Raw genomic sequence first — 23386 nt, 5'->3', positions numbered from 1 at the left:
GTCATTTTTGATATAACCATTCATTGATAAGTGTCATTTTGACAGATAGATAGTTTCTTTAAAATTCGTTATTCGAAAGAAAAAGACGGCAGTTTTTCTGATATTTTAAAGTTAAGAAAACGTTATCCGAACATTAGCGGAAGAAAGTCTAAAAAAATCTATGTCACACTTTTTAACAAAATACTTTGAAAATTATGAATCTTAAAAATATAATTAACTATCGACAATATTTAACATCTTCAAACCAAAAAAGGAGGGAGATATAAAGTGATGGAACATAAGAGGATAGTAGTGATAGGAGCTGGAATTGTCGGGTGCAGCATTGCCTACTATTTAAGTAAAATGGGGCAAAGAAACATAACAGTGATTGAGCAAGGCCCTTTGTTCGAAACGGGAGGATCTACTTCTCACGCTCCGGGGCTTGTATTTCAGCTTAGCTTTTCAAAAGTCCTGACAACACTAGCTTCTCAAACAGTCGAGACCTTTAAAGAGTTGAGTACAGATGAACAGCGCTCGTTTTATCCTGTCGGCAGTTTAGAAGTTGCCCGTACACCAGAGCGATTAGAAGACCTAAAGAGAAAGGCTGGTGTTGCCAGCTCATGGGGAATCGAAGCTCTTCTTCTTTCACCGCAGGAATGCGCGGAAAAAAATTCGTTGATTTGTCCTGATCGTATTTGCGGAGGTCTCTATGTTCCTTCAGACGGTATTGCCAAACCTTTGCATGCCGTTGATAAAATGACTCGTTTTTCTAAAGAGTGCGGAGTAGAATTTTACGGTCATACAGAAGTGACGAATATCGAAGTGACAAATAGTCAAGTAAAAGCAGTGTACACGAGCGCTGGAAAATTTGAAGCAGATGTAATCGTGTGCTGTGCCGGATTTTGGGGACCTCGCATCGGAGAAATGGTCGGTGTAACAATTCCTCTTCAGCCGATGGCTCATCAATATGTGTTTACAAATGATTTACTTGAATTAAACGGAGAAACGGAAGAAGTCGCGACTCCTCTTATTCGAGATCAAGATAATGCAATTTATTTTCGTCAGGTAGACAAAGGGCTTGGGATTGGATCATATCAGCATGAGCCGTTTCCAATCGAACTCAGTGACATTACAAAATACGGAGAAACAAAAGAAATGCCTTCTGTTAAACCTTTTACACCAAAAGATTTTGAAAAACCGTGGGAAGATGCATTGGAACTAATTCCGGCATTAAAACAGCCAGGAATAAAAAAAGGAATGAACGGCATTTTTTCCTTCACACCTGATGGGATGCCGCTGCTTGGCGAATCACAAGCAGTAGGGGGATTTTGGGTAGCCGAAGCCATATGGGTAACGCACTCTGCAGGTGTCGCTAGGCAAATGGCTGAATGGCTGATGAATGGTGCACCGACTGTGGATTTGGAGCTATGCGATATTAATCGTTTCGATACGTATGCATGCAGCCCTGTTTATTACAAACAGCGGTCTATTGAAGAATATGAAGAGGTTTATAGCATTCATCATCCATTTATGCAGCGAAAAGTATCGCGAAACATGCGCGTAAGTCCATTTTATATGCGTCAGCAAGAACTAAAAGCGTATTTTAACGAAAAAGCAGGGTGGGAGCAGCCGCAGTGGTATGAAGCTAACTATCCGCTTATATCCACATATGAAAAGAAGATGGTTATAAGAAAGGGGTGGTCGGCTGAATATTGGTCACCGATTATCGAGGCTGAACAGTTGCATACTCGTCAGTACGCGGCGATTTACGATACAACGGCAGCAAAGAAAAGGTTGGAAATTAAAGGGGAAGGAGCTCTCCAGTTTTTACAGAAGCTAACGACAGGAAATATAGACATTACAGTAGGGCAAAGCATACGTACGTGTATGTTGCATGAGCGAGGCGGCATAAAAGATCAAATAATGGTTATTCGCAAAAATATATCCACTTTCTTGATTGTTTGTACGGGAGCCGTAGAAGCAAGCTGGATTCAAAAACACGTGCCTCAAAACGGTCAAGTTGTTTTTCAAGATGTAACGTCAGGGACATGCAGTATAGCATTAATTGGTCCTAAAGCTACAGGAGTAATGAAGTCCGTGGTTCAATGCTCAGAACTTAGCAGCACTTGGATTGAAGGGCAAGCGAAAACCTTGTTTATTGAAAAGAGTTCAGTTCTTGCTCTGCGTGATTCCTACGGGGGAATGGAGAGCTGGGAGTTGATTACGACTTCTGATCAAGGTCTGAATTTATGGGATGTATTAATTGAGCAAGGACAGCCTTATCAGCTGATTGCCGCGGGAGACCGAGCTCTTGAAAATCTTCGAATTGAATCTTTTTCGTTAAAAAGCGGGAAAGACTTTTGGAGCGAGCATCATCCATATGAAGTTAACCTTCATGAAATGGTTGATTTAACAAAACCAGTTTTTATTGGAAAAGAGGCATTGCTTGATCGTCAGCGAAAAGATTCTGAAACAGTATTAGCGACGCTCATATTAGATGATCCTTCAGCGATAGTAATGGGATATGAACCGGTCTTTTATGGAGAAACAGCCCTCGGATTTGTGACAAGTGCCGGCTATTCATACAGCTTAGGAAAAGGAATTGTACACACTTTATTATCTCAAGCTGTACATGAAGAAATGGTTTTAGAAGTTGAATACTTTGGTCAGAGTTATAAAGCAACAATGATGACACACTCCCCAGCGGTAGTTTAATTGATCAATCGAAAGACAGGAGGAATGCAGATGTCAACACATTATGATGTCATTATTATCGGATTAGGAGCTATGGGGAGTACGGCTGCTTATCAGCTCGCCAAAAAAGGTCAGCGGGTATTGGGGTTAGAACAATACGGTCCCGCTCATGACCTAGGATCGAGTCACGGCGGCTCTAGAATCATTCGACAGTCGTATTTTGAAGACCCTGCTTACGTTCCATTATTGCTTCGCGCCTACGAATTATGGAATGAAATTGAAAGAGAAAGCGGTCAAGAAATTCTTACGGTTACCGGTGGACTTATGATGGGACCTCCTGATAGCTTGACGGTTTCTGGAAGCATCGAAAGCTCTAAACAGTGGAATCTTGCGTATGAGATTCTAGAAGCAAAGGATATTTACAAACGGTTTCCGGCGTTTACACCTTCACCTGCTACGGTTGCTCTATATGAAGAAAGAGCTGGATTCGTTAGGCCGGAAGCGAGCGTATATACTCACCTTCTTCAAGCAGAAAAGTACGGAGCTGAGCTTCATTTTTTTGAGGAAGTGGTGTCGTGGGAAGCTCATCCTTCTGGTGAAGGCGTGCGCGTTGTAACAGCTAATGGAATATATGAAGCTGGAAAAATCATTATTTCTGCAGGCGCTTGGGCACCTGATTTATTACGGGATTTGGGTGTTAGCTTACAAGTAGAGCGTCATGTGCAAATGTTTTTTGAACCAACACAAGGAATAGATATTTTTTCAGTGGGAAAACAGCCGATTTATATTTGGGAAGCAGATGATTATGTACAGTTGTATGGTTTCCCTTCGTTTGGATTAAAGGCTGAAGGAGCAAAAGTGGCGTTTTTTCGAAAAGGAACAGCGTGTACGCCGGAAACGATTGATCGAAATATATATGAAGACGAAGTGAACATGATGCGGCACTATCTAGCTCAAGGTATTCCACAGCTTAACGGTCGATTTTTACAAGGGAAAACGTGCATGTATACCAATACACCAGATGAACATTTTGTCATTTCACTGCATCCTGAATATCCTCAAGTAGCGATTGCAGCAGGGTTTTCTGGACATGGGTTTAAGTTTGCGAGCGTAGTAGGAGAAATTTTAGCAGATTTAGTGATAGAGGGAAAAACCAATCATCCAATCGATTTGTTTACGCCGAAGCGTTTTGCAACTAATAAAATAGTATAAATCGTCGTCAGCTCTTGCCAATGGTTCTATTTAAATGTTTCTAAAGAAGCGAAGGAGGAATAGAAGATGGTTATGGAACATGGTTTAGTGAATGATAAAGGGAGACTTGAACCCACATTGAAAGGAGAGTTGTATACATCTTCGGACATTTTTAAGTTAGAAAAAGATCATATATTTTCTAAATCATGGAGTTTAGTTGCATTTGAATATGAAATAGCAGAACCAGGACAATATATTACGACGAGAGTTGAAGGGGAAAATATTCTCATTACTAGAGGAAAAGATCATGTACTGCGTGGATTCTTGAACGTATGTCGGCATCGAGGAGCTAAGCTGTGCAGCCAAGCATCGGGTAAAACGGGCGTCATTCGCTGCCCATATCATTCGTGGAGCTATAGCTTAGATGGTAATTTAGTAGGTGTTCCTAATACAAGCCACTGCAGAGAAGAGCTTGTGCATAACGAACATTATGGATTAACATCTGTTCACATTGAAGTGTGGCACGGAATGGTTTGGGTTAATTTATCAGACAATCCTATGTCTGTTGAATATCAGCTAGATACACAAATTCTTGATCGTTTTGGAGAGCTCTATACGTTTGCTAGATATGAAATTCAAAACTTAAAATCTGCTCATCGTGAAGAATATGAAGTCGAGGCAAATTGGAAGCTTATTGTAGAAAACTTTCAAGAGTGTTATCACTGTTCCTCCATTCACCCTGAACTTACAGCAACGCTGCCTGAATTTCGTTCAGGAGTCGGTACTCAAAGTTCAGTGGGAGGCGGAGCTAAGTTTGGTGATGAATTAGAAGCTTTTTCAATCAGCGGGCAAGGAAGTCGTCCCATGTTAAAAGGATTGCTTCCTGAAGACGACCGCACGTATTTTGGCATTACCGTTCTGCCGCTTGTATTTATCAATTTAACACCGGATCACGTTATTATTCATCGTATTATTCCAATTAGTGCGGAAAAATCTAAAGTGATTTGTGAATGGTTATTCGACCCTGAGGAAATGGCTAAACCTGATTTTGATCCAAAAGATGCGGTGGAGTTATTTCACCGCGTTAATTTACAAGACTTTGAAGCATGTGAGTGGTGTCAGGAAAATATGAGCTCAAAATCTTATAAAGAAGGAGGTATATTAGTACCTATCGAACAGCACGTTTCGCATTTTTACAATTATGTGTTAGAAGCAATCGGTATGAAGGTCGAATAGTAAATAGAAGTGGTCTGACCCGTTATCTCAAGGTGTCGGACCACTTCTAACAATCTACTTTAAAATAAGGGGGAAATAAATTGAGTACAAGCTCTAAACTAACAGAACCCATTATCCGCGTTACCGATGTTTCAAAAGTATTTGGCCGTCAAAAAGAACAGGCTCTTAAACTGAGAGAGTCTGGACAAAGTAAATATGAAGTTGAACAAGCTACTAAGACAACCGTTGCTATTTATAATGCTCATTTCGAAGTGAAAAAAGGAGAAACTTTTGTGCTAATCGGATTGTCAGGAAGCGGTAAATCTACTTTACTTCGATGCTTGAACGGGCTTGTAGAACCGACAGAAGGGACGGTATATCTAGAAAACACAGATATTTCTCATATGCCAAAAAGACAGCTTCAGGAAGTCCGGAGAAATAAAATTGGGATGGTCTTTCAAAATGTGGGCCTCCTTCCAAACCGCACCGTGATTGACAACATTACGTTCGGTCTAGAGATACAAAGTGTATCAGCAAACGAAAGAGAAAAGCGAGGGAAAAAGGCTCTTGAAATGGTGGGCTTAAATGGACAAGCTTATAAAAGAATTTATGAATTATCAGGAGGTATGCAGCAGCGGGTTGGACTAGCGAGAGCTCTTGCTTCTGAACAGGAGATTTTGCTGATGGATGAGCCTTTTTCAGCTTTAGATCCTCTTATTCGAAGAGATATGCAAAAGCTATTTCTTGATATTCAAGGGGAAGTACAAAAAACAGTTATTTTTGTAACGCATGATTTAGATGAAGCATTAACTTTAGGACACCGGGCTGCCGTAATGAAAGACGGAGAGATTGTACAGCTTGGAACCGCTGAAGATATTTTAAGTCAACCGGCAACAGATTATGTAAAACTGCTTGTTCAAGACGTTAATTACGGTAAAATCCGCCTTGCTAAAGACGCTGTTATTCCAGTAGAAACTGCTGCCTACGAGTACGAATCACCGCAAGTCGTACTAAGAAGAATGAGAACCAATCACTTATCTACGATTTTTGTTCTTGATAGTTCTGACCGCTTATTAGGCTTAATGACCATTTATACGGTGATGGAGCTTATCGAAGCTCATAAGCATGATTTAAAAGGAACGGCAATGATAAAGCCGCATTGCGTCAATCCTGATATGTCTTTACAAGAAATGATTCCTCTATTTACAGACAGTCATTCGCCTGTAGTCATTGTTGATAATCATCATCGCCTACAAGGTATGATTTCCCCAAGCACTCTTATTGCAAATCTCACTGAACGTACTGCAGTGACTGAGCAACAAGAAGTTAAGTCATTTCAAATGGAGGTCCGATAAATATGATGGTAAATTCCGCGACGATTCCTCGTATCCCTTTAGATAAATGGGCAAACTCATTTGTTGATTACATGATTGATAGTTTTTCAGGTGTATTTACTGGAATCAACCAGATAATGACCAGCTTAATAAGCAGTCTCGAATGGGTATTGACCGCTTCTCCTCCGTTAGTAACGGTCGTTGTTTTTGTTCTATTAGCGCTATGGCTAACAGATTGGAAGATAGCTGTATTTACGTGTTTTGGTTTACTTCTCATTATTAGCTTGAATTTATGGGAAGCATCGATGCTGACCTTATCTCTCGTTTTAGCTTCTACTATTATCTCACTTCTATTTGGCGTTCCTTTAGGCATATTATCACACCGCTTTAACAAAGTTGGAGCAGTGATAAAGCCCATTCTTGATATTATGCAAACAATGCCTGCTTTTGTTTACTTAATTCCGTCCGTACTTTTATTTGGATTAGGGAATGTTACAGCTCTTATTGCTACTTTTATTTTCGCAATGCCGCCTGCCGTTCGTCTGACGCTGCTTGGACTTCAGCAAGTTCCCCAAACCACTTTAGAAGCGGCAGAAGCTTTTGGAGCGACGGAATGGCAAAAATTAATTAAAGTCCAGCTGCCGCTCGCTTTGCCTATGATTATGTCGGGTGTAAACCAGGTTATTATGTTATCTCTTTCGATGGTTGTTATTTCTTCAATGGTCGGTGCAGGAGGCTTGGGTGCTGAGGTATTAAGAAGCATCAGTATGTTGGATGTAGGCTTAGGATTTATCGGCGGGATTGCAGTTGTCATTATTGCCGTTATTTTAGATCGTCTGACGCACCTTTCTACTCAAAAAAGAGAAGGTATTCAATCAAGTAAATAAAATGAATAAAGGTGGGAGTATATGAAACAATCAAAAAAAGTTCTTTTTATTATGCTAACAATCGTCATTATGCTGCTTGTCTCCGCATGCGGCAATAGCAATACGGCAAGCAGCGCGACGACTAAAAAAGAAATTACAATTGGATACATACCATGGGACGAAGCCGTAGCTGTTACGTTTCTATGGAAGGAATTATTAGAGGAAAAAGGTTATAAAGTTAAAGCAGTTCAAAGCGACGTAGCTCCGCTTTTCTCAGGAGTTGCTCAAGGAAACATTGATTTATTTTTGGATGTATGGATGCCGACCACCCATAGCTCTTATATGAAAAGGTTTGGAAAACAAGTTGACGTGCTCGGTACTTGGTATGATCAAGCAGATAGCGGATTGGCCGTTCCCGACTACGTAGACGCGCAGTCACTAGCTGATTTAAAAAATAAAAAAGATGAGTTTAACGGAAAGATTATTAGTATTGAACCAGGATCTGGAATAAACGGTCTTACTAAAGATCATACGATGCCAAGCTATGAGTTAAAAGACTGGAACTTAGTAGAAAGCAGCACAGCCGCCATGTTATCGGAATTAGATAAAGCCATTGCTAATAAAGAACCCATTGTTGTTACGTTATGGCGCCCGCACTGGGCTTTTGAAAAGTATAATCTCAGATACTTAAAAGATCCCAAAAATACGATGAATCCAACTGGACCTGAAAAAATACAGTCGATTAGCAAAAAGGCATTTAAAGAAGATTATCCAGAAGCAGCAAAGTGGCTGAAAAATTTTTCTATTAGTGCCGATCAACTAGCATCTTTAGAATCAGAAATTAACAGTGCAAAAGACGAAACAAAAGGTGTGAAAAACTGGATTTCTAAAAATAAAAAAGTGACGGAAAGCTGGGTAAAATAATAGAAGGAAAAGAAAAGGCTGTCTCATAAGTGAAGCTATTAACTTAGAGACGGTTTTTTTGTGAGAGAACTTTTTATCTGCAGCTTTTCTAACAGATTAAGTTCGGTAAAAGCTCAATAAATGAAAGTTTTTTAACCTGATATGTAAATTAAAAAAATATATTTAAATTAAAAAAAGTGGCATTGCTTTCTACTATCCAAGTACAATTTAAATAATGAATGCTTTACGTTTCGCATGTAAGTATTTATTTACACCTATGTTGTCATAATTTATGTGATTCCCCAAAGCATAAATTACTTTTCATTACCTTATTGTGTACAAAAATAGTGTAAGATAGGCTCATGCTTTTAACAGCATGGGCCTATTTTTATAGACAGCTTGAAAATAGATATTTCCAAACTGGAAAATTAATCTTTCCCTCTTGTACAATAAATATTCTTCTGTACAAAAATAGAGTGTATAATAGGAATGTTGAATTGATAGGAAAAAGAGAGCAGCCCTATCAAGTAAAGGAAGATGGAGTGGAGAGTGTGTACTGAAAGTAAAATTGTCCAGCGGCAAAAATAAACATGTTTTTCGAATGCTTCTAGAAGAATATCTAGAATGAAAGTAGGAACATTATGGAAAAGAAAATGAGGTTTGGCATCAAATCCAAAATTATTATTGGATATTTAATTGTTATTGTCTGTTTATTTATTGCATTTATTGTTTTAAACAGTCAAATTTCATCTTTGCAAAAAGAACGAAATTTTATCATTGATCATGATATTGAAGTGCATGATCTGACCAATCGAATTGAAAAACACCTGCTCGATATGGAAACCGGACAAAGAGGCTATATTATTACAGGAGAAGCGAGTTACTTAGAACCTTATAACAGCGCAGCATCAAGTTGGGAAAAAGATTATAATGCACTGTATCAGCTTCTAAATAATAATCCAAATCAGCAGGAGAAACTGGAGAAGATTAAAGGAAGCATTCAAGACTGGATTGAAGCCGCTGGTGAACCAACCATTGCATTAAAAAAAGAAAATAATACAAAAGAGCTTCAGCAGTTTTTTGAGAAAGATCCTGGGCGCCAGTATATGGATGATATACGCAGCCAGTTTACTTCTTTTAGAAATGTAGAGAAAAAATCGACTGAAACAAGAGCAACAGAGTTAGACGAGAAAAATCAAAAAATTAAAATTGGACTTTACGGTTTGCTGTTATTTGTTACGCTTATTTCACTTGCTATTGCTATTGTTTTGTCCAATTCCATTGTGAATACGATTAAAGAAGTTACGCAAACGATCAAACGAATTACGGCTTCAAAAGGCGAGTTAAAAGGAAGAATTAAAGTTCGATCTAATGATGAAATTAAAGATTTAGGGATAGCCACGAACGCGTTGTTAGAAAATATTGAAGAGCGAAACTGGCTGCAAACGAACATTGCTCATGCTGTAACGATGTACCAAGGCATAGCATCTGTAGACAAGCTTGCGGAAAAATTTCTCTTTACGGTTTCAGAAATGACAGGAGCTTCTTTCGGAGCATTTTATGTTCGAGAAGAAAATGATAAAGGAGATCTATTCGTCAAACAAGCTGCTTTTGCAGATAGAAAAGGCGACGCGGGAAGAGAGAGCTTTTTAATAGGCGAAGGGCTTATTGGACAAGCTGCTTTAGAAAAAAGAACCCTTGTCATAAACGATGTACCTGACACATACCAGCTCATTGCTTCAGGATTAGGAGACGTAAAACCTAAGAGTATTTTTATTGTACCCGTCTTGTTTGAAGATGAAGTAATTGCAGTTATCGAGCTGGCATCGCTGCACGAATTTACAGTTTTAGAGCAAGAACTTATTAGTCAAGTGATTGAAACGTTTGGTCTCACTATCAATGGTGTAATCAGACGTATGGAAGTTGCCCGTCTATTAAAAGAATCTCAGGCGATGACAGAAGAGCTCCAGGCTCAGTCTGAAGAACTTCAAACACAATCAGAAGAACTGCAAATGCAGTCTGAAGAGCTGCGTATGATTAATGAACAGCTAGAAGAAAGAACAAAAGATGCAGAAGAAAAATCGTTTGAATTAGAGGCTGCAAAAGAAGATTTAGAAGAAAAAGCGCATCAGCTGGAATTGAATTCTCAATACAAATCTGAATTCCTTGCTAATATGTCGCACGAGCTTCGAACACCGCTTAATAGCATTCTTATTCTGTCTGAAATGCTTGAGGAAAATGCGGCTAAAACGCTATCTGAAGATGAAGAAGAATATGCTCGTATTATCCATTCTTCAGGAAAAGACTTGTTGGCGTTAATCAACGACATCTTGGATTTATCAAAAGTAGAGTCTGGAAAACTAGATGTCTTGCTTGCTGAGATGAATATGAGTGAGCTTCCAGATCAAATTGAACGTAATTTCAGCCACGTTGCTGAACAGAAAAAAGTACAATTAAAAATTAATAAAGCACAAGATGTACCGGACATCATTCACACAGATGAAAAGAGATTCCAGCAAATTGTGAAAAATCTTTTATCAAATGCATTTAAATTTACGGAATCGGGATCTGTCACAGTATCCATTCAACGAGTAGCTGACCATCGTCTTACAACAGCTATGCGTACAGTGGATACGGATTGCTGGCTAGAAATAGCTGTAGCTGATACAGGGATTGGTATACCAAAAGAAAAGCATCAGCTTATTTTTGAAGCGTTTCAGCAGGCGGATGGAGCTACGGTTCGCAAGTACGGAGGAACGGGACTTGGCTTATCTATTTGCAGTGAGTTTGCAAAATTATTGGGCGGCTGGATTTCCCTAAGCAGTGAAGTAGGAAAAGGAAGTACGTTTACACTCTATCTTCCTAGTCTCTCTAACGGTCTTGTTGACTATGAAAAAGTAAATTTTGCATATGAAGAAGTAGCAGTATCTGTAGAAGAAGCTGAACCTGAAGCAGAAATAACTGAAATTGACCATCCTGTACAACCAGTTGAACCTTCATTGCAAGATGATGAAAATGTGTTTCAGGATAAGCGAGTGCTTATCGTAGATGATGACCAGCGCAACATCTTTGCCTTAAAAACTGCGCTAGCTAAACAAGGTATGACCATTATGACAGCTCATAACGGAATAGAGTGTCTTGAAATGATGAAGAATAGTGAACCATTTGATCTCATTTTAATGGATATTATGATGCCGCAAATGGACGGATATGAAGCGATGCAGAAAATTAGAGGAGAGCTAAAGCTTGTTGATTTGCCTATTATTGCATTAACCGCTAAAGCGATGAAAAATGATCGTGAAAAATGCTTGGAAGCTGGAGCATCAGATTATATCAGCAAACCTTTAGATTTAAATCAGCTGTTCTCCGTTATGCGTGTATGGCTAGTAAATTAAGCGGGGTATGAAACATAAATGGATATGAAGCACCTAGATTTAAGTGAAGACTTAGTTATGAATAAAAAAACAGATTTAGAGATTGATTTACTGCTGACGGCTATTTATCGATTAACAGGATTCGATTTCAGACAGTACGCTAAATCTTCTATCTGTCGCCGGGTCTATAATCGAATGAAAATTGAACGTATTCCAACTGTATCTCGATTGTTAGAAAAAGCGATTCATGAAGAAGAATTTATGAATCAGCTTTTAAATGATTTTTCGATAAATGTAACAGAGATGTTTCGTGATCCAAGCTTTTTTAAAGCATTTCGCACAAAAGTGATTCCGGTATTAAAGGATTATCCAGAAATTCGCATTTGGCACGCTGGCTGTGCAACGGGCGAAGAGGTATTTTCTATGGCGATTCTTTTAGAAGAAGAAGGGTTAATGGATAAAACGGTCATTTACGCAACCGATATGAACGAAGATGTATTAGAAAAAGCAAAACAAGGTGCTTTTTCTTTACGTAAAATGAAGTCATATACAAAAAATTATATTCAAGCCGGTGGAAAGAACGCCTTCTCAGAATATTATCAGACGGACCATCACTATGCATATTTTCATCCGTCGCTGTTAAAAAATATTATCTTTGCTCAGCATAATTTAGTCACGGATCAGTCATTTAATGAATTTCACGTCATCATTTGTCGAAACGTCCTTATTTATTTTACAGCTCAGCTGCAAAATCAAGTGTATAATTTATTTTCAGAAAGCCTGTGTGCAAAAGGATTTCTTGGGCTTGGTGATAAAGAAACGCTTCGCTTTGCTGAAGGAGGAGCTTCTTATATCGAGTTTGCAGGGAACGAGCGCATTTATCAAAAGCAATAAAAAAAGAAAGACCTCATTGGTGAGGTCTTTCTTTATTGTGCTTGTGCTTGAATCATAAGCACGCACATGTCATCAGGCTGATTTAACTTTTGTTCTTCTGAAAAAATTTCATTCATAAATGTCTGCGGATTTGTCCATTTTTGTTCAGTAAGCTTTTGAAGACGAAGAGCAGATTCATTTTCGCAAGGGCCCATTGATTCAAGAGCTCCGTCTGTAAATAGCAAAATTTGCACATCGTTCTCAAAGCTGACAACAGATTTCTGAACGTCCATTTCTTCAAAAAACCCTACAGGGCAGCTTCCTCGTTGAAGAGGAACGAGCATATGTTCATCCACTAACATATAACCTTCTGGATGCCCGGCATTCACATATTCTACTGTCTTAGCTTCCGTATCAATCACTAAATAAATAGCAGTGAAATAGTAAGGGATTTCATCTTTTTCGCTGTGCAATAATTCCATGTAGCGATTCAACTCTGTAATAACCTGCTCAGGGTCTACGAGGGACTTGATAGCTTCTCTGAGCACAGACGAAATAAACATACAAACAAGTGAGGCAGAGATGCCGTGCCCCATCATATCAAAAAGAATAATTCCGTACCGATGCTCGTCAATTTTGTGCCAATAGTACATATCACCTGCTAATTTAAAAGAAGGATAATAAGAAACTTCCATTTGAATATCTTTCTCTCGTAAAGGGGGACTAAGTAAGTTTTGCTGTACGTGCGTAGCTAAATCTAACTCAGTTTGAATTTTCTTTTCATGTTCCGTGTGCCAGTCAATTTCTGCTTTAAGGCGTAAGGCTACCCGCATACGAGCCAGCAGTTCCACTTTATTGATCGGCTTTGTGACGTAATCTGTTCCACCGGCGTCTAGAGCTTCTACTAATTTGCTGCTGTCTTCTAGAGCTGTGACAAAGATAATTGGAATATGTTTTAAGCGTTCTACCTGCTGGATTCGCCTGCAGGCTTCGATTCCATCGATTTCGGGCATCATAATATCAAGTAAAATTAAATCGACCGAATTCGTTTTTGAGTTCTCATCGTCCAGGTTAAGATAGTCAAAAAGGGCATGGGCAGACGTAAGAGACACACAGTTATCGTAGCCAGCGCCTTTTAAAATTTTTTCAATCACAAATAGATTGACTTGATTGTCATCTACTAGAAGAATGGTCATGCTTTATTTCCCCTTATTATGTTTGAAGACTAATGATTGAATATGTAGTTTTCAAGCATTTTTTATACTTTTTCTGTTTTTCTATTTATCTATTATACAGAAAACACAGCGTTTAGGGTATTTTTTAAGATTATTCTTTTCTATTTAAAAAGCAACTTGTCCCCAGAAAAGGAGATAAATTACTTTTTATAGCAACTTGTATAACGCAAATATCCCGAAAGTCAGTACAACCGCTCCCGAAATATGATTTACCCAAATCAAGCTGTTATTCGTAAACTTCGACCGGGCAAGACTAATAGCAAAACTGAGCGAAAGCCACCAGCAGGCCGATCCTAAAAATACGCCTGCAACCATTGTCAACGCAGAAGCAACATCAAATGCTGATTTACTAATGCCTACACCAGAAAACACGCCAATAAAAAATAAGATCGTCATTGGATTCGTAACCGTTAAAAAAAGAACGGATGTATAAGAACGAAGCAAACCTTCTCCTTTAGCAGCAGCAGCGTGCTCTGCAGGTTGAGAACGAAAAGTTTGTACACCTAAATAACATAAAAATAATCCTCCAATCAGCTGAAGCCAAATCTTTTGGGTTAGTAAAAAGGTTGTAATGAACGTTAGGCCAAACGCAGCGATGCATCCATAAAGAGCATCTGCTGTAGCTGCCCCCAGCCCGGATACAAACCCATGCAATCTCCCTTTAGATAACGTGCGATTAATGCATAAAATACCGATGGGACCGACGGGTGCAGCAACGGAAAAGCCGATCACTAACCCCTTTAGAAAATAAAATAAGTTCATCTTTTAAGTTGCTCCTAAGAAGTTTTTCTTTAGTATAGTACAAAAGCAATCGTGAATGAAGCCAATTTTGAGAAAGTTGTTAACACATATTTTTAGTCTGTTCGGTTACATCATAATGATGTTATAAAAAACATCACTAGCAAATTTATTTTAATCATTAAAAAGTTAAAAAACTAAATTATTTTACACAGAAAATTAAATGTAGTAAAATAATTCACTGTTACATATATAGAAAGATCTACCACTAAAAAGTAGTCATTCGTAATGAGATGAAGAGAGGTTAGTCATCATGAGTAATCTGTTTGCAAAAAAAGATGTTAACAAGCTATTAGAGGAAAATGCGGCAAAAGAATCAACTAAGACACTAGGGTTATTTGATGTGATTTTGATGGGAGTAGGAGCAACCATTGGGACAGGAGTTCTGGTTATAGCAGGGTTAGTTGCCGCGAGGGATGCAGGGCCCTCGGTCTCCATTTCCTTTGTTATTTCTGCAGTAGCCTGTATTCTTGTTGCGCTGTGTTATGCAGAATTTGGTTCAGCTATTCCAAGTTCGGGAGGCGCATATACATACATATATGTTTCACTAGGAAAATTTGTAGCGCATTTGATAGGATGGTCCATCGTAGGATGCTATACGGTATCTTTAGCTTCCGTAGCGGGCGGATGGTCATCTTATGTGAATAATGTGCTTACTGAATTTGGTATTAGACTTCCTGAATCGTTCACGGCCATACCAAGCGGTGGAGGTATTATTAATCTTCCTGCGGTATTTATTGTCCTGTGCATGTCGTTTTTATTAACAAGAGGGGTAAAAGAAAGTAAAAAAATAAATAACTTAATGGTTTTAATCAAGATAGGTATTGTTCTGTTATTTGTAGCCGTCGGCGTCTTTTTTATTCATACAAATAACTGGCACCCATTTACTCCTTTTGGTGTGAAAGGAATCTTTGCAGGCGCAGCTTCCGTCTTTTTTGCATATAACGGATTTGATGCCATTTCTACTTCGGCAGAAGAAGTGAAAAATCCGCAAAGAAACTTGCCGCTAGGCATTTTGATTGCACTAAGTGTTTGTGCAGTCATTTACGTAGTAATTGCATTAGTATTAACGGGAATGGTTTCTTATAAAGAGCTAAACGTAGGCGATGCGTTGTCATATGCGCTCAATAGTGTAGGACAAGAATGGGCAGCGCTCATTTTATCTATAGGAGCGGTTATTGGTATTATGGCCGTCGTATTTGCTTATTTGTTTGTCGTGCCTCGCATACTGATGTCAATGAGCCATGATGGATTATTGCCGTCTCTTTTTGCGAAAGTAAACCGAAAAAACAGCGAACCTGTCATATCCACATGGCTTGTGGGCGCGTTAGGCGCTGTTGTAGCTGGTTTTGTTGATTTAAAACAGCTGGCAGATTTAGCGAATATGCTAGCGATTGTCACGTTTGCTGCCGTTTCATTTTCGATTTTGGTTCTGCGAAAAACTCAGCCTAACCTAAAGCGCGGTTTCAAAGTACCTTTTGTACCATTTATTCCGATTATTGCTATTCTTTGCTGTATCTTTCTTATGTTCAACTTATCAATGAAAACGTGGATGTATTCAATCGGCTGGATGCTGATTGGCGTCTTTATTTACGTTGGATACGGTAGAAATAAAAATAGCGTTTAGCAAAAAAAGACTCTAAGCGAACAAGCTAGAGTCTTTTTATGTATATATTTATCTTGAAAGTGAGCTATGAATATAACGTAAAAATTTATTTGAGACATATGTCCTTTTTATTTTAGGAAATGTTATTGTTTAATAAAAGAAACCGTTATGATGGAGAGGAAAACATGAGGGAAATTACGAGTGAGAAACAGCTGATGGAGTATATAAATACTTATAAATTAGAGTCGGTTTTCAAAAAAGAGTTACTACCGCATTTGTCACTGTATGATGTTGAGGCAGGAGAACGTCTTTGTTCTCAAGGAGACGCGTCTCACTGTTTGTACATATTGGTGAAAGGCAAGGTTAAAGTTTATACCATATCGCCCGAAGGCAAGACGCTTGTTCTTTCCTTTAAGCAGCCCCTTGAAGTAATAGGCGATATTGAGTATGTACAAGATGTTGATATTATGAATACGGTTGAAGCCGTTTCACCTTTAGTTGTTATCGGTATATCATACAAACGATTAAAGCAGCATGCGAGCAATGATCCACAGCTGCTGACGTTTTTACTGGAAATGCTCACAAAAAAGTTTTGCGCAAAATCGAACTCGCTAAGCTTTAATTTAATGTACCCAGTTGAAGTGCGGCTGGCTAGCTACTTGCTCTCTATTTTTTGTGAAGAATCACATTTGGTTATGAACCAAAAAACAGAAAGCCTAAAAGATATAGCTAATTTAATCGGAACGACTTACCGGCATTTAAATCGTGTCCTTCAGAAATTCGTAGCGCAAGGAGTTATTGAAAAAAAGAAAGGCTCCATTATTCTTAAAGATAAAGAAAAACTGAGCTGTCTAGCAAACGACAATATATACGAGTAGACAAAGTAATAGATTAGTTGAAGGAGAGAGAGAAGAATGAAAACATACCGAACGCTTCTATTTGACATTGATAATACGCTTTTAGATTTTAACGCAACCGAAGAGCAGGCTTTACAGCTTCTTTTTGCTAACCACGATATTCCGTTGACTGAGGAAAGCAAAAAACGTTATAGTTTGATAAACCAGGGGTTATGGACAGCTTTTGAAGAAAATAAAATAAGCCGTGAGCAAGTTGTAAATACTCGCTTTTCTACTCTATGTAAAGAATATGGAATAGAAAAAGACGGAAAGCTACTTGAAGCAGAGTACCGAACCTATTTGAACAATGGCCATCAGCTAATTGACGGAGCATTTGAGGTAATTAAAAACCTGAGCTGTCACTATGAGTTATATGTTGTTACAAATGGCGTATCGGCTACGCAATATAAACGCCTTCAGGACTCAGGTCTATATCCTTATTTTAAAGAAGTATTTGTTTCAGAAGATACGGGCTTTCAAAAGCCTATGAAGGAATATTTTGATTATGTTTTTTCACGTATAACAGAGTTGTCCGTACATGAAACATTAATTATTGGAGATTCTTTGAGTGCAGACATTCAAGGCGGGCAGCTAGCCGGTATTGATACGTGCTGGTTTAATCCGCAGAAAAAAAAGAATGATACAAATTGGAATTCTACCTATGAACTAGGAAGGCTTCAAGAGCTTTATATCCTGCTGAACGTAAATAATGAAGTAGCTTCGGTACAAGTGTAAAAGTGTATAAACGTTAGAAAACGCAAAAAGTGCTAACCTTTTCTTTAAACAAAAAGGGTTGGCACTTTTTCTATTTTACGGCTTTCAAAGGCTTAAAATCTGCTAGGGATATTGGTCTATAAATAGGGTGGTTAAAGTAATCAATACAAATTTAAACAGTTTTATCTCAAAAGCAATAGGGTATTTTACCAATATCCCAGATAAAGTAAGTAACTAGGAGGTCGTAAAAGATGATTAATGGCAAAAGTTTATCTCGTTCAAGAAAGAGTTCATATAGAAGAGAAACAGCGGTTGGAAAAACAGGAATGGTAGCCAGTGCTCATCCAATTGCAACCGACGCCGGAGAACAGGTACTAAGAGCTGGAGGCAATGCAATTGATGCAGCAATTGCCGTTCAGTTTGGGCTCAATGTTGGAGAACCGATGATGACCGGTATTGGAGGCAGCGGCTTTTTTATGGTATACCACAATGAAAGCAAAACAACTAAAATTTTTGACGGGCATTCTCAGGCTCCTAAAGCAGCTTATCCTGAAATGTTTCTTGATGAAAATAAAGAAGTTATTCCGTTTAGAAAGCGTTCTACTCATGCAACGGCAATTGGAATTCCAGGGATTTTAAAGGCGATGGAAGCAGCTCGTAAAGAATATGGAACAAAACCCCTTGCTGAATTAATTGAACCGGCTGCCCAAGCAGCAGAAGCAGGTGTGGAAACAAACTGGGTGCTTGGAGATATTTTAAAAACATATGCCTACCGACTAGGAGAACATGCTAAGCAGCTATATTCCCCAAACGGCAAGCCTATGCAAGAAGGAGATATGATTAATAAAAAAGATCTTGCTAAAACATTCCGCATTCTTCAAGAAAAAGGTATCGAGGCTTTTTATGAAGGTGAAATTGCAGAAGCCATTATTTCAACGATAAAAGAGCACGGCGGTTTTATGGAACTGTCGGATTTGAAAGAATACGAGATTAAGATCGATGAGCCCGTGTGGGGAGATTATAAAGGATACCGAATTGCTTCTTCTAACATGCCTAGTGCAGGAGGAGCCACCGTGCTGCAAATCTTAAAGCTATTAGAGGACTTTGATGTGTCTCAGTACGACGTGAAATCTTGGGAAAAGTATTATTTGTTTGCAGAAGCTATGCGCATTGCATTTTCAGATAAAATTGCATTCTCTGGAGATCCAGCCTACAGTGACATTCCATTAAAAGGACTTTTAAATGACGAATATATAAAGGAACGTCAAAAATTAATTAATTGGAAGCATAAAAATGAGAAAGTTGATTTTGGCAACCCGTGGGATTATGAGAAAGGCCAAAAAGTGAACGTTGTGCGTCAGCCTTATGAACCTGAACGTGAGCTTAGTGAAACAACTCACTTCACGGTAGTTGACCGCTGGGGCAATATTGTCGCTTGTACATCAACTGTGGAACATCCTTTTGGTACAGGAATTATGGTTAAAGACCATGGATTTTTACTCAACAACGAGCTTACTGATTTTGATGCTATTCCTGGAGGGTTAAATCAAGCGGATGCAGGAAAGCGTCCGGTTAGCTGTAAAAGCCCAACCATCGTTTTTAAAGACAGTGAACCTGTACTCACTTTAGGGTCTCCAGGCGGACCAACGATTGTAGGGTCTGTATTTCAAACGCTTATTAATGTCTTAGACTATGGAATGGATATAAAAGAAGCCATTGAAGAACCAAGAATTTTTAATAGTACAGGATCACTTATCGGTTGGGAAGCCGGAGTGGATATGAATGCAAAAGGAGAGCTAGAAGCCATGGGGTTTAATTTTGGAGATGAGCCATTCCCAATCGGAAATGTTCAAGGTATTCAAATTGATAAAGAAACCGGCCGTTTATTTGGAGCAGCTGATTCCAGCCGTGAAGGAAAAGCAACTGGTTTAGACTCTTAATATTCAAAAAATGCATTATACGCTCTCTCTTTTTACAAAAGGGAGAGCGTATAATGCATTAAAAAAGATAAAAATGAGTAGGTAAAAAGAAGGAATATTTTTTTCTGAAAACATACTTTAGACCTTTATTATTATCATCCTAATCTTTAGAAAGGAAAAAGATTAGAACGTTTTCATGTCCGGCTAATAAAAAAAAGGTACTGATTTTTCAAGAGATTGATAAAAACAGAATGGTCGGAAAGTATAAAAAACGGAATAGCGTTTTCAATGCTGGAAAGATAAAGTGTTTAATCATGTAGAAAGTATCAAACGCAACGTCTGGAAATCGTGGTTTGAAATGTAAAAAAGTCGTACACTTTTGTTGGAAAAACGGTTACATAAAAAAGGCTCTTACACGTAAACTTTGGTCCTAGTTACAGCTCAATGAAAAAGATAAAAATGAGAAATAGCTACATTTGGCATGTTTGACTTTCGTCATTTATCCAAGTAATCTTTTGGTTGAACGGAACCGGTTCTGTTTTCGGATTTTTGATAGCTAACTGAATTAATAAATTTATATTCTTTACTAACACAAAAGGAGAAAACATATGAAAATGAAACGAGTTGCTAAGCATACAACTGCTGCTACATTGGCTGCAGCCCTACTAGTAGGCGGGGGATATCAAACATTTGCTAAAGGAAACGACAGCAAAGACTTTAATAATAGCTACGGAATTTCGCATATTACTCGCGATAATATGGTGAAAATTCCACAGCAGCAAAACAGTGATCAGTTTAAAGTTCCTGCTTTTGATGAATCAACTATTAAAAACATTGCTTCTGCTAAAGGAAAAAATGCATCAGGAAATACAATTGACTTAGATGTATGGGACAGCTGGCCATTACAAAATGCTGATGGAACAGTAGCGACTTATCATGGATATCAAATTGTGTTTGCCCTAGCAGGTGATCCAAAAGATTCGAATGACACGTCTGTTTATCTTTTCTATAAAAAAGCTGGAGACAAATCAATTGACAGCTGGAAAAACGCTGGAAGAGTGTTTAAAGACAGCGATAAATTCGTTCCGAATGACCCGCATCTTAAAAATCAAACACAAGAATGGTCTGGTTCTGCCACGTTAACAAAAGATGGTAAAGTTCGTTTGTTCTACACGGATTATTCAGGTAAACAATACGGAAAACAAACGTTAACGACAGCTCAAGTGAACATGTCTCAGCCAAACGATAATACGTTAAAAGTTGATGGAGTAGAAGATTACAAGTCAATCTTTGACGGTGACGGAAAGATTTATCAAACGGTTCAGCAGTTTATTGATGAAGGCGGTTATGACACAGGGGATAACCATACGCTAAGAGATCCTCATTATATAGAAGACAACGGACATAAGTACCTTGTTTTCGAAGCTAACACAGGAACAGAAGATGGCTATCAAGGCGAAGACTCTCTATATAACAGAGCATACTACGGAGGAAACAATCCTTTCTTCCAATCTGAAAAGAAAAAGCTTCTTGAAGGATCTAATAAAGAAAAAGCTTCTTTAGCAAACGGGGCTTTGGGCATTATTGAGTTAAATGATGACTATACGCTCAAAAAAGTAATGAAGCCACTTATTACATCAAACACAGTTACAGACGAAATTGAACGTGCAAACATTTTCAAAAAAGATGGAAAATGGTACTTGTTCACCGATTCTCGCGGATCTAAAATGACGATTGATGGAATCGGACAAGATGATGTGTATATGCTAGGCTATGTTTCAAATACGTTAACAGGAAAATATAAGCCTTTAAATGATACAGGATTAGTTCTTCATATGGATTTAGATCCTAATGATAAAACATTTACGTATTCTCACTTTGCTGTACCTCAAACAAAAGGCGATAATGTCGTTATTACAAGCTACATGACAAATAGAGGCTTTTATGAAGACAACCACTCTACATTTGCACCAAGCTTCTTAGTGAACATTGAAGGTTCAAAAACATCTGTTGTAAAAGATAGTGTTCTTGAGCAAGGTCAGTTAACAGTAGATGAAGACTGAGCGCTTTGCAATAGCAACAAAAGAAAATGGTGATTGTAATCACCATTTTCTTTTGTTTTATTCGATGTAGATAAAAAAGAGAAAGGTGGGGTTTGTTTGAAGAAAAAAGGTGCTTATAAATGGATAACGCTTGCCGTTGTTTTAGTTGTAATAGCCGGACTCATTATAGCAGCCGTATCCAAAAAAGAGGATACAAAAGACCAAGGAAAAGAAAAAGAGAATAAAAGTGAATCCACTTATCGCCCGGTGTATCACTTTAGTACGCCTGATAAATGGAAAAATGATCCTCAAAAGCCCATTTATTTTGACGGGAAATATCATTACTATTACTTATATAATCATGATTATCCTAAAGGGAACGGGACGGAATGGCGACATGCAACGTCTAAAGATTTGGTTCATTGGAAAGATGAAGGAGTAGCTATTCCAAAGTATACAAATAAAAATGGCGATATATGGTCCGGATCCGTTGTAGAGGATAAAGATAACACAGCAGGCTTTGGTAAAGACGCAATTGTAGCGATTATGACCCAGCCTTCTGCCGATGGACAAAAGCAAGAACAGTATCTATGGTATAGTACCGATAGAGGAAAAACCTTTAAATCGTATAGCAAAAATCCTATCATGCCTAATCCAGGCACCAAAGATTTTAGAGATCCCAAAGTCATATGGGATAATGAACATGACAAGTGGGTTCTCGTCATGTCAGAAGGTGAAAAAATCGGATTTTATGAATCTTCTAATCTAAAGGATTGGACGTATACGGGAGGATTTGTAACTAAAGATATTGGCACTACCGAATGTCCAGATCTTTTTCAAATGAAGGCAGATGACGGGACAGTTAAGTGGGTTCTCGGGACAAGTGCAAATGGAAAAGAAAGCGGAAAGCCAAACACCTATGCTTATTGGACAGGAAATTACGATGGAACAACATTCACTCCCGATATGGACGAGCCGCAATGGCTCGATCATGGCTTCGATTGGTACGGAGGAGTCACGTTTGAAGACGGTAAAAATAAAGATTCCTTAGAAAAACGCTACGCTTTTGCATGGATGAACAACTGGGATTATCCAGATAAGACGCCAACGATGAAAGAAGGGTTTAACGGCTTCGATTCAGTAACCCGTGAAATTACGCTTTCAAAACAAGACGACGATCAGTACAGCCTGTTATCAAAGCCTGTCGAAGAATTAAATCAGCTAACTGATTCAACAAACTCTGTTGAACAAGTAGAAGTAAACGGAGAGAAAAAGTTAAAGATAAAAGGTGAAGCTTATCAGCTTGATACAGATATTTCATGGTCAGATGCAGAAAATGTAGGCTTACGACTTCGAGAGTCCGCAGATCAAAAGCGGCACATTGATGTGGGCATTTTTGCAAAAGATAACGTCTCATATGTGAACAGAAGCTATAGCAATCAGCCTGATCAAAGCAAAAAGTATGTGGAAAGCCGTGATTACTTTAATGCAGGCAAGAAGAATGTTCATTTGAAGATATTGGTAGATAAAACAAGCATTGAAGTCTTTGTTGATGATGGAAAAACCGTGCATTCTAGCGAAGTGTTTCCGCGTCACAACGACCAAGGAATTACGCTTTTCTCTCAAGGAGGAACGTCTCTCTTTAAAAATATAGAAATCAAACATCTTCGCTCTCTTCAGTAATTTCCCTACTTTTAAAAAGAAGGAGCAGAATATCGCCTTATTGTGGTTTAGGACTAGATAGAAA

Annotated in this window: 16 protein-coding genes; 14 read left to right on the top strand and 2 right to left on the bottom strand. The window is 38.4% G+C overall.

Annotated features, from left to right (window positions below):
* The first annotated feature begins 270 nt into the window (after positions 1-270).
* The 8 genes from POF52_RS07355 to POF52_RS07320 all read left to right on the top strand — a co-directional run bounded on the left by POF52_RS07355 (position 271) and on the right by POF52_RS07320 (position 12450).
* The gene (locus POF52_RS07355; RefSeq protein WP_271992178.1) at positions 271-2694 is read left to right on the top strand and encodes a GcvT family protein; all 2424 of its coding nucleotides are present in this window, start codon (positions 271-273) and stop codon (positions 2692-2694) included.
* A gap of 30 nt (positions 2695-2724) precedes the next feature.
* Positions 2725-3885 (top strand): N-methyl-L-tryptophan oxidase, encoded by a 1161-nt coding sequence (gene solA, locus POF52_RS07350; RefSeq protein WP_271991453.1) that lies wholly within the window; start codon positions 2725-2727, stop codon positions 3883-3885.
* A 66-nt stretch (positions 3886-3951) separates the two neighbouring features.
* Entirely contained in the window at positions 3952-5100 is a 1149-nt protein-coding gene (locus tag POF52_RS07345) for an aromatic ring-hydroxylating oxygenase subunit alpha (protein WP_271991450.1), read from the top strand.
* 80 nt (positions 5101-5180) lie between these two features.
* The gene (locus POF52_RS07340) at positions 5181-6434 is read left to right on the top strand and encodes a quaternary amine ABC transporter ATP-binding protein (RefSeq protein WP_271991447.1); all 1254 of its coding nucleotides are present in this window, start codon (positions 5181-5183) and stop codon (positions 6432-6434) included.
* Positions 6435-6436: 2 nt separating this feature from the next.
* Positions 6437-7300: an ABC transporter permease gene (locus tag POF52_RS07335; RefSeq protein ID WP_016763567.1), complete on the top strand. Its 864-nt coding sequence runs from the start codon at positions 6437-6439 to the stop codon at positions 7298-7300.
* A gap of 21 nt (positions 7301-7321) precedes the next feature.
* Entirely contained in the window at positions 7322-8203 is an 882-nt protein-coding gene (locus POF52_RS07330) for a glycine betaine ABC transporter substrate-binding protein (protein ID WP_271991444.1), read from the top strand.
* Between the two features lie 620 nt (positions 8204-8823).
* On the top strand, positions 8824-11577 hold the full coding sequence (locus POF52_RS07325; RefSeq protein WP_176583783.1) for a CHASE3 domain-containing protein: 2754 nt from the start codon (positions 8824-8826) through the stop codon (positions 11575-11577).
* A gap of 18 nt (positions 11578-11595) precedes the next feature.
* Entirely contained in the window at positions 11596-12450 is an 855-nt protein-coding gene (locus POF52_RS07320) for a CheR family methyltransferase (RefSeq protein ID WP_016763571.1), read from the top strand.
* Positions 12451-12482: 32 nt separating this feature from the next.
* Here the strand turns inward: POF52_RS07320 and POF52_RS07315 are convergent, their stop codons facing one another.
* Positions 12483-13625, bottom strand: a complete 1143-nt coding sequence (locus POF52_RS07315; protein ID WP_016763572.1) for a SpoIIE family protein phosphatase — start codon at positions 13623-13625, stop codon at positions 12483-12485.
* A gap of 186 nt (positions 13626-13811) precedes the next feature.
* A complete protein-coding gene (locus POF52_RS07310) occupies positions 13812-14426 on the bottom strand; it encodes a LysE family translocator (RefSeq protein ID WP_016763573.1) in 615 nt (204 codons plus the stop codon).
* A 289-nt stretch (positions 14427-14715) separates the two neighbouring features.
* Here POF52_RS07310 and POF52_RS07305 point away from each other — a divergent pair, with 289 nt between their 5' ends.
* From POF52_RS07305 to POF52_RS07280, 6 genes are all read left to right on the top strand, one after another.
* Positions 14716-16089: an amino acid permease gene (locus tag POF52_RS07305; protein ID WP_271991436.1), complete on the top strand. Its 1374-nt coding sequence runs from the start codon at positions 14716-14718 to the stop codon at positions 16087-16089.
* 164 nt (positions 16090-16253) lie between these two features.
* A complete protein-coding gene (locus POF52_RS07300; protein WP_016763575.1) occupies positions 16254-16946 on the top strand; it encodes a Crp/Fnr family transcriptional regulator in 693 nt (230 codons plus the stop codon).
* Positions 16947-16982: 36 nt separating this feature from the next.
* A complete protein-coding gene (locus POF52_RS07295; protein WP_271991431.1) occupies positions 16983-17699 on the top strand; it encodes a YjjG family noncanonical pyrimidine nucleotidase in 717 nt (238 codons plus the stop codon).
* Positions 17700-17929: 230 nt separating this feature from the next.
* Positions 17930-19618, top strand: a complete 1689-nt coding sequence (ggt, locus tag POF52_RS07290) for a gamma-glutamyltransferase (protein ID WP_271991429.1) — start codon at positions 17930-17932, stop codon at positions 19616-19618.
* 587 nt (positions 19619-20205) lie between these two features.
* On the top strand, positions 20206-21660 hold the full coding sequence (locus POF52_RS07285) for a glycoside hydrolase family 68 protein (RefSeq protein WP_271991426.1): 1455 nt from the start codon (positions 20206-20208) through the stop codon (positions 21658-21660).
* Between the two features lie 96 nt (positions 21661-21756).
* Entirely contained in the window at positions 21757-23322 is a 1566-nt protein-coding gene (locus tag POF52_RS07280) for a glycoside hydrolase family 32 protein (protein WP_271991423.1), read from the top strand.
* Positions 23323-23386: the final 64 nt, after the last annotated feature.

The organism is Priestia sp. AB (assembly GCF_028369225.1).
In the GTDB taxonomy this organism is placed as follows: Bacteria; Bacillota; Bacilli; order Bacillales; family Bacillaceae_H; genus Priestia; species Priestia megaterium.
This window is presented reverse-complemented; position numbering and strand designations above follow the sequence as displayed.

Excerpts from the sequence above, each read along its gene's own strand:
- POF52_RS07355 (WP_271992178.1), top strand. The coding sequence starts at position 271 with ATGGAACATAAGAGGATAGTAGTGATAGGAGCTGGAATTGTCGGGTGC.
- solA (WP_271991453.1), top strand. The coding sequence starts at position 2,725 with ATGTCAACACATTATGATGTCATTATTATCGGATTAGGAGCTATGGGG.
- POF52_RS07345 (WP_271991450.1), top strand. The coding sequence starts at position 3,952 with ATGGTTATGGAACATGGTTTAGTGAATGATAAAGGGAGACTTGAACCC.
- POF52_RS07335 (WP_016763567.1), top strand. The coding sequence starts at position 6,437 with ATGATGGTAAATTCCGCGACGATTCCTCGTATCCCTTTAGATAAATGG.
- POF52_RS07330 (WP_271991444.1), top strand. The coding sequence starts at position 7,322 with ATGAAACAATCAAAAAAAGTTCTTTTTATTATGCTAACAATCGTCATT.
- POF52_RS07325 (WP_176583783.1), top strand. The coding sequence starts at position 8,824 with ATGGAAAAGAAAATGAGGTTTGGCATCAAATCCAAAATTATTATTGGA.
- POF52_RS07320 (WP_016763571.1), top strand. The coding sequence starts at position 11,596 with ATGGATATGAAGCACCTAGATTTAAGTGAAGACTTAGTTATGAATAAA.
- POF52_RS07315 (WP_016763572.1), bottom strand. The coding sequence starts at position 13,625 with ATGACCATTCTTCTAGTAGATGACAATCAAGTCAATCTATTTGTGATT.
- POF52_RS07310 (WP_016763573.1), bottom strand. The coding sequence starts at position 14,426 with ATGAACTTATTTTATTTTCTAAAGGGGTTAGTGATCGGCTTTTCCGTT.
- POF52_RS07305 (WP_271991436.1), top strand. The coding sequence starts at position 14,716 with ATGAGTAATCTGTTTGCAAAAAAAGATGTTAACAAGCTATTAGAGGAA.
- POF52_RS07300 (WP_016763575.1), top strand. The coding sequence starts at position 16,254 with ATGAGGGAAATTACGAGTGAGAAACAGCTGATGGAGTATATAAATACT.
- POF52_RS07295 (WP_271991431.1), top strand. The coding sequence starts at position 16,983 with ATGAAAACATACCGAACGCTTCTATTTGACATTGATAATACGCTTTTA.
- ggt (WP_271991429.1), top strand. The coding sequence starts at position 17,930 with ATGATTAATGGCAAAAGTTTATCTCGTTCAAGAAAGAGTTCATATAGA.
- POF52_RS07285 (WP_271991426.1), top strand. The coding sequence starts at position 20,206 with ATGAAAATGAAACGAGTTGCTAAGCATACAACTGCTGCTACATTGGCT.